The organism is Blastocatellia bacterium, assembly GCA_025054955.1.
Lineage (GTDB): Bacteria > Acidobacteriota > Blastocatellia > HR10 > J050 > JANWZE01.
On record JANWZE010000100.1, the window covers coordinates 22,534 to 35,375 of the forward strand.

General features: G+C 56.7%; 8 protein-coding genes. All 8 read left to right on the forward strand.

Annotation, left to right across the window (positions count from 1 at the left end):
* Positions 1-388 precede the first annotated feature (388 nt).
* The 8 genes from NZ823_12340 (at position 389) to NZ823_12375 (ending at position 12,596) form a co-directional block, all read left to right on the forward strand.
* Positions 389-1,594, forward strand: coding sequence for a metallophosphoesterase (locus NZ823_12340; protein ID MCS6805911.1), 1,206 nt, complete (start codon positions 389-391; stop codon positions 1,592-1,594).
* Positions 1,584-4,499 (forward strand): hypothetical protein, encoded by a 2,916-nt coding sequence (locus tag NZ823_12345; protein ID MCS6805912.1) that lies wholly within the window; start codon positions 1,584-1,586, stop codon positions 4,497-4,499. Before NZ823_12340 ends, NZ823_12345 begins: the two co-directional genes overlap by 11 nt.
* Positions 4,496-4,996, forward strand: coding sequence for an NUDIX domain-containing protein (locus tag NZ823_12350; GenBank protein MCS6805913.1), 501 nt, complete (start codon positions 4,496-4,498; stop codon positions 4,994-4,996). Before NZ823_12345 ends, NZ823_12350 begins: the two co-directional genes overlap by 4 nt.
* A gap of 1,177 nt (positions 4,997-6,173) precedes the next feature.
* The gene (locus tag NZ823_12355) at positions 6,174-6,929 is read left to right on the forward strand and encodes an ABC transporter ATP-binding protein (GenBank protein ID MCS6805914.1); all 756 of its coding nucleotides are present in this window, start codon (positions 6,174-6,176) and stop codon (positions 6,927-6,929) included.
* On the forward strand, positions 6,926-7,723 hold the full coding sequence (locus NZ823_12360; protein ID MCS6805915.1) for an ABC transporter permease: 798 nt from the start codon (positions 6,926-6,928) through the stop codon (positions 7,721-7,723). Before NZ823_12355 ends, NZ823_12360 begins: the two co-directional genes overlap by 4 nt.
* Before the next feature lie 179 nt (positions 7,724-7,902).
* Positions 7,903-9,591: an alkaline phosphatase family protein gene (locus tag NZ823_12365; GenBank protein ID MCS6805916.1), complete on the forward strand. Its 1,689-nt coding sequence runs from the start codon at positions 7,903-7,905 to the stop codon at positions 9,589-9,591.
* Between the two features lie 81 nt (positions 9,592-9,672).
* Positions 9,673-10,815 carry a hypothetical protein gene (locus NZ823_12370; protein ID MCS6805917.1) on the forward strand — a complete coding sequence of 381 codons (1,143 nt, stop codon included), beginning with the start codon at positions 9,673-9,675 and terminating at the stop codon, positions 10,813-10,815.
* Positions 10,816-10,868: 53 nt separating this feature from the next.
* Positions 10,869-12,596 carry an alkaline phosphatase family protein gene (locus NZ823_12375; GenBank protein MCS6805918.1) on the forward strand — a complete coding sequence of 576 codons (1,728 nt, stop codon included), beginning with the start codon at positions 10,869-10,871 and terminating at the stop codon, positions 12,594-12,596.
* The last annotated feature ends 246 nt before the right edge of the window (positions 12,597-12,842 follow it).

Genomic DNA, 12,842 nt, shown 5'->3' on the forward strand with positions numbered 1-12,842 from the left:
GCCGACCTCCGGCAATAGGCATTGAACAAAACCAACCCTGCCCGCCGCACCAGAAAAGCCTGAGCAAGCAATGCCAGCGTCGCCGCAGCAGCACACTCGCGCTGACGAGCACACCGAACATCCGCAGAGCCGGTCAAGTCAATCAAAAACTCAACAACGTTCAACCATCTCTTACCCTCCAGAGATCGTTCTACGTCCACTTACAGCCGTGTTGCATTTCTCGCCCATATTCTCGCACAAATGAGATGGAACGGAATTGGCAGAATTACCAAGCCGGCGCTGTAATTTTACGCAGATTCACAATTCCCAATGACACTACCAAGCAGTATAATGTCGGCTCCAAGTGTGACGCGGGCAATCACAGTGGCAGTACGAACCGGGCACAAAAATGGATAAGTTGCGGTTTCTCCAATTTTCCGACGCGCACCTTGATGCTGCGCTGACCCATCTGAAACTCGGTTGGCCGCCCGACAAACGCGAACAACGGATTCGTGAGATTAACAGGCTGCTTGCCGATCTGCCTCGCTTGGCCCAGGAGCGTCAGGTAGAAGCCGTTTTCATTCCCGGTGACCTGTGGGACGACGAAGCTGCCTCAGCCGATACTGCCGCAACAGTGATTGAAACGTGTGCCGCTCTGTCGCCGATTCCTGTGTTCATCACACCCGGCAATCACGACTTCTACTCACCACTATCGTTTTACAATCCCGACAGAGCGCGCCTGCGCAACCTGCCCGTCTGGCCTGACAATGTGTTTATTTTTCGCTCCGAACAATTTCAAACGATCGCTCATCCAACGCGCCCCGACGTCTCGATCACCGGACGCGCCTTTCACCACAATGCGCCTACTGAAGAACGATGGCTGGCGCAGCACATCACGCGAGCGGAAACGCCGATCAGCATTTTGCTATTCCACGGGTCTTTGCTGACCTATGAGGGAGCGGATGCAAATCTGCCCGGCAAGCGCACAGCGCCATTTTCCGCCGAGGAACTCGTGGAACAAAATTTCTCCTACGCTGCGCTCGGTCACTATCACCACTATACCGAGCTGGTGGATGTAGACGAACGCATTCGCGCTGCCTATGCCGGCTGTCTGGCGGGTCGAGGACCAACAGAAATCGGCCTTCATTTCATCTTGGTCGGCGAACTCGATGCTCACGGTGTGTGCGGCGAGCTTGAAAAGATTCGGCTGGACCGACGCACCGTTTACAATGTCGTGGTTGACGTGTCCGGCGCGACGACCGACACCGAGATGAGGGAACGAATCGGCCAGCACCTGCAAGCAAGCGGCGCAACAGCCGACGACATCGTCTACCTGCAACTGACCGGACGCATGCGCAACAGCCTGCGCACCGCCGGTTGGATCGAAGCGTTTCAGGCTCGCTATTTCTACCTCGGCGTGAGCGATCAGACGCGACCTGCTTACAATCTGGAAACACCGCATCCGCGCACGTCGCAAGGCGCCTTCATTCGACAGATGCAACGCCAACTCAACGCGGCCGCCAATCAGGCCGAACGCTCACAATGCGAGCACGCCATTTACTACGGCTTGGACGCCCTGCTGCAAGGAGAAGTCAGACCACGATATGAAGATTGAACGTCTGACCATTGAAGGCTTCGCCCCACTGCCTGATCAACGGATCGAATTTGATGCAACGCGCGTCAACCTGCTCATCGAAGAGAACGAAGCAATCAGACGCGCCACCGTGGCTGCCATCATCGCGGCGCTTTACGGATGCCCGACCACTCAACACAAGCCTGAGCAAAATGCAGAGCCTGAGCAAAATGCAGAGCCTGAGCCTGGTCGGCCATACAATAGCCAGCGTTATCAGGTTGGCATTGATATTACACTGGCAACTGCCAATGGCCCTCGACGCTACCGTTTGATCTGCCAGAGCGACGGCGGCAACGTGCGCGTGTTTGATCGAACCGGCGGCGAGCAAGAGATCACGGCTCATCTGATCGAGCAATCAGACCATCGAGATATTGGACTGGCGCTCTGGTCTCTTTCGCGTGATCAATTTGCCAGTGTGTGCTGCGTGCGTGCAGCCGATTTGCATCACCGAACAAACCTGGATGAATTGACCCGGTATCTGCAACGTGTGGCCGACAGCGACACTGCTAGTCGCACGGTCGCCGATGCTCTCGCCGTTTTGAGCGCAACGTTGGCCTCGTCGGTTGACCTCGCCAATACCAACCCGATGCCAGCAAGCATTGAGCTTGAGCAAACCCGCCATGAGCTGGCAGCAATCGAGCGCCAATTGGATGAGATGGCATCTCGACGCCAGCGTCTAGCAGCCGATCTGGAGCGCATCCGAGAGCTTCAGCAGCGCATGACAGAGGCTCAGCGCGAGCGCCGCGTGTCACTCTATCTAGCCGCTCGTTTACAACTGCACGCGCTCACCGATCAGGTGAACCGCAGACGCCAACTCGAGCAGCAACTTGAGACGTTGGAGCAAGAGGCCGCTTCGTTAGTCGCTGACTATCCGCTGCCTTCCCAGTCACCTGGTGAACTTCTGCAATGGTGTGATCAATGGAAGCAACTGAAGCGCGCCCTGCAGGACACTGAGCAAGCACTGCAACAAGCCGAACAGGCGTTGGACGCGTTCAATCACCAGATTGGCCCACTGAATTGTCTCCGCCCGTTCACCCAAGCCGACTTTGATCTCCTAAACCAGTCAGCGAGCCTCTATGAAGCCACGGCTGCCGAATTGAGCCGCCGGCAGAGCGAGCTTGATGCTTACACGGCCAAGCTGACCGAACAGAACATTGATCTGGACGAATTCGAGCGATTATCTGAACCGCTCGGCGCGATGACGCCACAAGAGCGCGAAGAAGCAGCTCTCTACCCGCAGCGTATCCAATCGCTCGAAAGTGAGCGAGACAAACACGAAAACAAAGTGATCCGTTATACGGCGATGATCGAGCAGATTGACAAAGAGCGGCAGCAAAAACGCGAACTGGCGCGCCTGTTGTGGCTTGGCGCAGCTTCGCTTTTGATGATGAGTGTGGTGTTCTTTTTCATAAACGAATCCATCATGGCGTGGACGTTGACGGCGGCTGGGTTGGTGAGCTTGGCCGTCGGCTTTTATCAGCATCAGACAGCCGGTGTACATCGCAGCCGCGAGCGTCAAGAAGCCCACCGTGAAGTTGAACAAGGCCGCCAGGAAAGTCACAAAATTCGTCAGGAAATCGCTCAGCAACAGGATCACATGACGACTCAGGCGCAACTGATCGGGTTACTCTACCCTGACAAACTCGCTCAAGCCTGCCACGAATACAACGCGCTGATCGGCCAGGTTCAACCTTATCTCACGCTGCGCGCGCAGGTGGCTGCCTTGCGCCAACAATTGGAAGCGAGCGGCTCGGTCATTGAGCGCCTGTTCCGTAAAGCCGGACTGGACGAAATTAAGGTGGCACGTTCATCCATTGAAGGGTTCAAGCATGACGTCAGTCGCTACCGGCAAATGATCGAGCAGCGCCAGCCCCTGGAAGCCAGAGTAGCTGAGCTGCGCCAGCAATTGGTCAACGATCGTCGTCAGTTTGACGAGCTGTCAGCGCGGCTTGCAGAGGCCTTACAAACAACCCACAACAGCACGGCGACGCCATTGGAAGAGATTGTTGAGCGGATATGCAATGGCGCTTCGAACTATCAACATTGGTGTCAGATTCAAACTGAGCAGCGTCCGCGTATCCAACAAGCCTTAGCCGAGCTTCCTCAACAGGACGACGTTGAACAGGAGTGCCATCGCTTGCGCGAGCGCTTGCAGGCCTGGCATGCCGACGATCCAACCTTGGAGGCGCTTATGCCAGAGAAAACGCAGGATGAATATCAGGCCGTCGCCGACCGCTTTGAGCAGGTCATCGAAGAGACGCAGCAGGCACTAAGCAGCCTTAGTCAACACGTCTCGGCTCAGCTCGCCCAGATGGAACAAGAAGGCCCTCACCTCCTGGAGCGACACCATCAACTCTCTCATCAATTGGCTCGCTTGTCTCAGTTCATCCAGGCTGCCCAGCAGGCCGCGGCAACACTGCAGCACGCAGCGGAGCAAACGCATCAGCAGTGGGCTGACGCGCTGTCTCACTTAGCGGACGAGTTACTCAGTTCACTGAACACGGAGATTGAGTCGCTCAGCTTTGACGCTCGTCTCAACCTCACTGTATCGCTCAAGGACCGCTCTGAAGCATTATCGGCAGAGCAACTGCGTGAACAACTCGCGCTGGGCACGCGTGAACAACTAGCGTTGTTGTGTCATGTGCTGGTCGGTCGCTATCTGTCGGGCGGAGCCGTGCGCTTGCCGCTGATTGTGGAAGACCCGCTGGCTGGCGCGGATGAAGCGCGATCTATCAAGATGATGATGCTGTTGGAGCAACTGGCCGGCCAGCATCAGATCATTCTGCTGAGCGGCCAGCCAGAGCAAACTCAATGGTTGAAAGCAAAACTTCCCCACTTGTTTGCTGAGCGGATTCATGAATGCCAACCGGTGGACGTGATTCGATGAACAGCATCAGCACAGTGGATCAACGGCGCTCGGCTTCGTTTCGCATTACCTGTTCAGTCATGCTCGAGCAAGATGGCAACCTGTTGCTTGTACAGGAAGCCGATCCTGCTTTCTATGGGAAATGGAACCAACCGGCCGGCCATTTGGACCCTGGGGAAACGGTGTTTGAATGCGCGCTGCGCGAAACCAAAGAAGAGACCGGATATGAAGCTCAACTGACCGCGCTGCAAGCCATCTACTTTTCCATTGTGGGTGAGCAGCAGACGATGAATTTTTGTTTTCGCGCCCAACCGCTCGGCCCGCCGGGCGCATTTGATCATGCGGAAATCCTCGCCACGCGCTGGTTCAGTCCGCAAGAACTTCGACAGATGCCTCGTCACCACTTGCGTCACCGTCTGACCGAGCGGCGCATTGAGGATTGGCTCCGGGGTCTATCCAGCCCACTGCCCACGATTGTTCATCTTGAGCCGATTCTTGCCCAATTGCATCCAGGCTAATACCAATAGTGCGATTTTCGATTGCCTCTAAGTAGGCGGACAAACATTCTGGGACATTTTGGGGGGACGGGACGTTTTGGCGTGCGGTGATGTATCACCGCTTTCCAGCCAAAGCTGCGACACGTCGCAGCACTCCAAAAACGCCACGAACGTTTGTCACGTGACTTAGCTTGCAGGCCTCGCAGCTTGCGGGCTGATGCATGCTGGAAGCGTGCGCTCTTAGAGTAAGCTTATTCGCGAACCGCTCTCGTGCGCAGAAAGGCCATGTTTGATGAAGTGACAAGCAGAGCAGGAGCCGAAATTCCCAAGCAGCACTCTCCGATTCTCTGTGCGCATTTGTATACCTTGTCATGATGTGGGTCGCGCTCCAGAGGCCGCGCAAGCGGCGCGTAAGAAGGTAGCCAGAGGTGAAACGTCTGGAACAGCAGATCAAATCATCGCGCTCCAGAGGCCGCGCAACCGGCGCGTAAGAAGGTAGCCAGAGGTAAAACGTCCGCAATAGAAAACGTCCAACGTCAGCTTGCGCCGGAGGCGCAATCAGCAGGTAGCCAGACGTGCAACGTCTGGAAAGCAGGTCAAACAATAGTGGCGCGTTGGAGACGCGCCGAGATGTGCGCGTTCGTGGCCAGCGAATGAACAACATGAACGAGCCGATGGGGAACGGGGTGGCGCCCCTCCAGGGCGCGAGTGATCGGGGATGACGCCGACCCAGACGTTGCACGTCTGGCTACCCTCTGGCGGGCGGCTGCCGCCGCTTAAGGCCCGCCGTCGTGGGTTGTTTGTACCACATCGTGGCACGCCAAACTCGTGTAACCAGGCACCGCCGCCGCTTAAGGCCCGCCGTCGTGGGTTGTTTGTACCACATCGTGGCACGCCAAACTCGTGTAACCAGGCGCCGCCGCCGCTCGGAGTTCGCCGGCACGCACACAGCGACGCTCCTACAAAGAACGTGGCCTTTACCGAAGCTATTACTCTAAGACCTATCTCGGCTGCCACGCACTGGCACGGCTTCACGCGACGGCGGTTTCGCACCGCGCCGCCTGACATGGCTGCGGTGTCGCACTGCCGCCGCCTGACATGGCCGCAAGGTCGCACTGGCACGGCGTCGCACGGCTTATGCGCTCACCTTGCCGCTCCTCGGCTGACTGGCTATCCTTGGCGGCTTATGTGCGGCTCAATGGAGACGATTCTGCGTGTCCACCAATTGACCAAATCATTCAACGGCACGATTGCGGTAGAGAACTTGAGCTTCGAGGTGGCGCGTGGCGAGATCGTCGGTATACTGGGCGCTAACGGAGCGGGCAAATCCACCACGCTTCAGATGATCCTTGGCTTGGTTCGTCCCACGTCAGGACGCATCGAGGTGTTCGGGCAGGAGCTGGAGCAGCATCGCACCGAGATTTTGCAGCGCATGAACTTCACAGCCGTCAACGTCAACCTGCCGATGAACCTGCGCGTGTGGCAGAACCTCTGGGTCGCCGGTCGGCTCTATGGCGTTAATCATCTCAGTGAACGGATTGACACGCTGCTGGAGCTACTGGAGATTGCCCATCTGCGCGATACTGTGAGCGGCCAACTCTCCAGCGGTGAGCTGACGCGGCTAAACCTGTGCAAGGCGCTGTTGAATGATCCGGAACTGCTGTTGCTGGATGAACCGACGGCCAGCCTCGACCCCAACATTGCCGACAAGGTTCGCAAGCTGCTAGTGCAGATTCAGCGCACACGCCGGATGACGATGCTCTATACCTCGCACAATATGCGCGACATCGAAGAAGTGTGTGATCGGATTCTGTTCCTGCACAACGGGCGGCTGCTGACGCAAGGGACACCAGAGCACGTCAAGGAGCAATTCGGCAGTCAGAGCCTCGAGGAAGTCTTCATCCGCATCGCGCGCAGCGGCGAAATTCTGATTGAGGGAGGTCGCTCATCATGAACCTGACGCGCGTCGGCGCGCTGGTCATGCGCTATGTGTTCGTTTATCGCCGCAACAAAATGCGGCTTGTTGAATTGTTTTTTTGGCCGCTGGTAGACCTCCTCGTCTGGGGCTATTTGACGATCTTCATTCAACAAACCGGGCAGGGGGCGTTGCCACGGTTCATCACGTTTCTGATTGGCGCGATGATTTTTTGGGACCTGCTCTACCGCTCGCAGCAGGGCGTGACCGTGTCGTTTCTGGAAGATGTCTGGTCACGCAATCTGTTCAATGTCTTCTGCGCGCCGGTGCGCTTATCCGAATACATCGTAGGCACGTTTTTGGTGGGATTACTGCGGGTTGGCATCACGCTGATTCCACTGCTGACGCTGGCCTGGGGACTGTACCACTTTAACATCCTGGACGTAGGATTTTGGCTCATTCCGTTTATCGTCAATTTGCTTGTGCTAGGACTGACGCTGGGCATCGTGGCCACAGCGTTGATTATCCGCTATGGCGATTCTGTGCAAGTACTGGCTTGGGCTGTGCCGTTTTTCTTCCAACCATTCTCTGCTGTGTTTTATCCGGTGGATGTGCTGCCATCGTGGATGCAGGCGGTTGCCTATGCGCTGCCCAGCACGTATGTCTTTGAAGGGATGCGGGCTGTGATTCAGACAGGCGCCAGTTCATGGCAACTGTTGTTGATGGCCACTGGTATGAATGTCGCCTACCTGCTCCTGGCGATGGCGCTGCTCAGACGTATGTTCAACCTGGCTCGTGATCGCGGCTTGTTGGGCAAGCTGGGTATCCAGTGAATAGGCGGCGACCTTCAAGCCCTGCTTGATGCTTTTCGTGAACAAGGGTGGGCTCGCCGGGCATCCAGTGAATGGGCTGCGGAGGGCGGCCTCAGTCAAGCCAGGATTGATTCAATGGCGAAAGCGGTGTAGTATAGGCCGACCTTTTCCACAAGCATGTTGTTAAGGAGACGGTGTTGATGTCAAATAAGGTTGTTATCGTTGGATTGGACGGTGGCGCGTTTTCGACTTTGCAACCGTGGATGGACGCCGGTCATCTGCCAAACCTGCAACGCATGATGCAGACCGGCGTCAGCGGCGACCTACAATCAGTCATTCCACCGGTGACGGCGCCCGCTTGGGTTTCGTTCATGACCGGAAAGAATCCAGGCAAACACGGCGTCTATTATTTCACTACGCGAGATAAGACGACGGGCCGAGAAGTCCCTGTCAGCGCTTCTTCGCGGACGGGCAAAACGCTCTGGGAACTGTTAAGCGACAGTGGTAAAACTGTCCTCGTGCTGAATGTGCCGACCACCTATCCGCCGACGCCGGTCAACGGCGTGCTGATTGCTGATTTCCTTACGCCGAAAGGTAAACGTGATTTCGTTTATCCCAACGAGCTGCTGGACGAGATCGAAAGCCGATTCGGCCCCTATCCGCTCTATCTGAAGACGCCGGTCTTCGCCGCCAATCTATCTGAATCAAATGTGGAGAGCTTCCTGGCCGAATTGTACCAAGAACTCCGCTACAAAATGGCGGTGATGGACTATTTGATGGAGCGGTACGCGCCTGATTTTTCGATGGTCCACCTGTGGGGAACTGACCGGGCGCAACATGAACTATGGAACTTATTCGACGCCAATCATCCGCGATATAACGCCAAGTTGGCAGCGCGTTGCCAGCCGAAGATCATTCAATACTTCTCGGCGGTGGATGCCGCGCTCGGCCAATTGCAGCAGCGATTGGATGAGGACACCACGCTGATTGTCATGTCCGATCACGGGTTCGGGCCGATTCACCGGTTCATTGATCTGAATGTTTGGCTGTTGCAGCATGGGTTCATCGCGATCAAGCCGACGCTCGTATCTCAGTTGCGATTGTGGGCTTGGAAATTGGGAATCACCAACGAATTGTTCTTGAAATTGCTGCTTGGCCTTGTCAAATTAGGAATACGCTTGCCCGATCGCACGCCGGCCGATGCCGTCAACCTTGTTCGTGAAGATGGGTTCCAACCGTTGCTCTCGCTCAATGATGTGGATTGGTCGAAAACAAAAGCCTATGCCAAGTTCGGCCTTGGCCAGATCGTCATCAATCTAGCTGGCCGCGACGCCAAAGGCTCTGTGCAGCCTGGCGAGGAGTACCGGCAGGTCCGCGATGAGATCATCGAGCGATTGAAGACATTGCGCGATCCAGACACCGGTCAACTGATCGGCGGAGAAATTTACACCAAGGAAGATGCCTATCACGGTGAGTTTCTCGACCAAGCGCCCGACATCACCTTCCTGCCGCTGGAGAACAATTACATGGCCAATATCCTGGTCGGCTTCAGCACACGGCGCTGGATCATGGATATTCCAGCGTTGTTTGGCAATCATCGGCTCAACGGCATCTTCATTGCGCAGGGTCAACACCTGGCCAAAGGACGCCGACTGCATGGCGCACGGATTATTGACATCGCGCCGACCGTGCTCTATTTGATGGGTCAAAAAATTCCGACCGACATGGACGGCGCTGTGCTCACCGAAGCGTTCACCGATGAGTTCCTCAACCATCAGGCAATTGAATGGACTGAGCCGAGCCAATCGCTGGCTACGACCGCGCCATCGTTGACACAGGACGATGAAGCGACCATCATCGAGCGATTGAAAGGACTCGGCTATTTATAGAAATTTGCTACGACGTCAGGAACGAACGAGGCAATGCGACAACTACTGAACGTCTCTGTGCTTCTGGAGCGGTGACGGCGTATGCCATTACGCTGGAGGCCGGTCATGACCGGCGGGTTTGGCAATCCGAATAACAAAAACATCCGCGCCTTGGTCGAGTTCAACGGTTATCTCTACGCCATCACGTCAAACGGTCGTGATGGCGGCGAAGTCCATCGTTCGCCGACGGGCGAATCCAATAGTTGGGAAAAAGTTGTTGACCAATCATTCCGCGCCTTTGGCAATCGCCGGCGGCGGCCGCTTCGTTCGCTTCATGTGTTCAACGGGTCGTTGTTTGTCGGCACTGGCATGGGAGCGCAAATCTGGCGCTCAGAGGATGGCGTCCGGTGGCGATGTGTCGTGGAGGATGGATTTGGTCAGGGGCTTCGTAACTTCTCCGTGCGCGCGCTCGAAGTGTTCAATGGCCATCTTTTCGCCGGAACCGGCGCGGAATTCTTCGGCTCAGCCGGCGTCTACAGCTCGGCTGAAGGCGACATCTGGCAACGAGTCGCCTGCGATGGATTCCGCTCGCCACCGGGCAACAACATCGTGTATGCGCTGGGCCGGTTTGACAATCATCTGTACGCTGGCACGTTCAACGTGCTGACTGGAGCGGCTGCCTATCGCACGCGCGACGGTCGTTCGTGGCAGTTAGTCGCAGCGCGTGGACTCGGCCATCGCGGCAATCTCTACATCTACCAGTTCTGCGCCTACCAACCGAGCCCTGCTGTGCCAGCTCGACTCGTCGTCACAACGGGCGGTAATCCGCGTGGCGGCGAAGCGTGGGCGTTCGATGGCCAACGCTGGAGCATGTTCGCTCCCAAAGGATTCGGCAAATGGCGCAACTCTGATCTGTGGGCAGCAGGCCAGTTTGGCGATGACTTTTATATCGGCACATGGAAATATCCGATCAAGCGGGCACACGATAATGGCGCGGAGCTGTGGCGATTGGATGGCGCTACCGGACAGTGGCATCCAGAGACTACCGACGGCATGGGCAATCCCGACAATGACGGTATTCGGTTGCTCGTGTCATGGCGCGGCGCGCTCTACGCCTCATTGCACAACCGGAGAACCGGCGCAGAATTGTGGCGCGGAGAACCGGAGCCGGTGGATTCGGCCAAGCAAAACCAGGCAGGCGCAGAGTCACTGACAGCATCGGTCAACCGGCCGAATGCGCCATGACTTGATTTCAGTGGAGCGCGACGCGAGCGTCACACCACAGCGCAAGGAACAAAATGAAACAAAAAGTGATTGTCATCGGCTTAGACGGCGGCACGCTGCGACTGCTCAAACCGTGGATGGATCAAGGACTGCTGCCTCATCTGAAACAGATCGAACAGGCCGGCTTCAGCGCTTCCCTGCAGTCCACCATTCCGCCGGTCACCATTCCAGCCTGGCCGTGTTTTATGACGGGCAAGAATCCGGGCAAACACGGCGTGCATTTCTTCTTCCGTCCCAAGCTGGGCAGCTATGAAGAGATACCGATTAACTCGACCTCGCTGGATGCCAGCACGCTCTGGGAGCTGCTCAGTCGTGACGGGTATCGCGTGGCTGTGCTAAACGTGCCGGGCACCTATCCGCCACAAAAGGTCAACGGCGTGCTCATCAGCGATCTGAGGCTCAGCGCCGAGCATGCCCCCATGACCTATCCGGCCAACCTGCTGGAGGAAATCGAGCAACGCTTCGGCCCATACCGGTTGGCCATCCAGACGCCGGCAGCGTTGCTGGCCAACCAATCGCGCGTCAACATTGATTACTTCTTGCGCGAGTGCCGCGAGATTCTCGACTACAAATGTCACGTCGCCGCCTGGTTGATGGATCGCTATGCGTTCGATTTCGTCATGCTGCATCTGTTGGAAACGGATCGGCTTCAGCATTGGCTATGGAACTTGCTCGATCCCACTCATCCCAAACATGACCCGGCGATGGCGCGGCGATACTACGACCCGATACTGACGTTTTATCGCACCCTGGATGACCATATCGGCACGCTCAGGCACAAAGCAGGGCCGACAGCGACAATCCTGGTGATGTCTGATCATGGATTCGGCCCTGGCCATCGCGCCGTTGATCTGGCCACCTGGTTATTACAGGAAGGATACCTGACAATCAAAAACACGCCGGTCTCGCAGTTGAAATATCGCCTGTGGCAACGGGGATGGACGCCGGGCACGCTGGCGCGATTTCTCCTCACACATGTGACGAATACCCGTCTCACTCACCCTGCCATCACGCGCATCTCCACGTGGGCACTGGCACGAGGCCGCCCACGCGCGGTCAACCGACTGCGACAAACGATCAGTCCGATTTTTCTCTCCAGCCGCGACATTGATTGGACGCGCACGAAAGCATTCTGCCTGCGCGGGCCTGGCCAAATCAGGATCAACCTGAAAGACCGCGAACCGCACGGCATCGTCCAACGTGGCGCTGAGTATGAAGCGTTGACGCAAGAGATCGCAGAGAAGCTGAGCCAGTTGCGTGACCCTGAAACCGATCAACCCATCAACGGACAAGTCTACATCAAAGAGCGCGTCTATCGCGGTCCGCATCTGGACGAGCTACCCGACATCACGTTTGTGCCGCTGGAAAGCGGTTACTCAGCCGTCAACCTGGTTGATTTCAAATCGAACAAGATCGTACTTGAGGACATTTTGGCCACCGGTATACATCGTTCGGATGGTTTGCTGATAGCCAGTGGTCCGGCCATTCGACCAGGCGCAACGCTTGCCCACGCGAACCTGGTGGACCTAGCGCCAACGATCCTCTACCTGATGGGATGCGAAATTCCCGCTGACATGGACGGCGCGGTTCTGACCGACATGTTCACCGAATCATTTCTCCGAGCGAACGCTATCCGCCTTGGCCGGGAAGTTTCACAGCCAATCGTTCAACCACACGAGGTCTCAGCCTACGACGAAGAAAAAGTTCTCGAACGACTGCGCGGCTGGGGCTATATTGATTGAGCCTGCTTGATTGCAACTGACCCTCTCACACCAAGCCAGAATGGCGTCACGTGAAGAAAAAATAGCACGCAGATGACGCAGCTCGCGCCGATCAACGCGGAGCAGAACGCGGCGGAACACCCTCCCTATCGGCGTTTTCCGCGCCACGAGAGCGGCCTGCGAATGAGTTTATCCTGGGAGCGCACTTCCAGCGTGCATGAGCCGGCAAGATGCGGGGCCACCAGGCTGAAGAAAGGCAATTGAAAA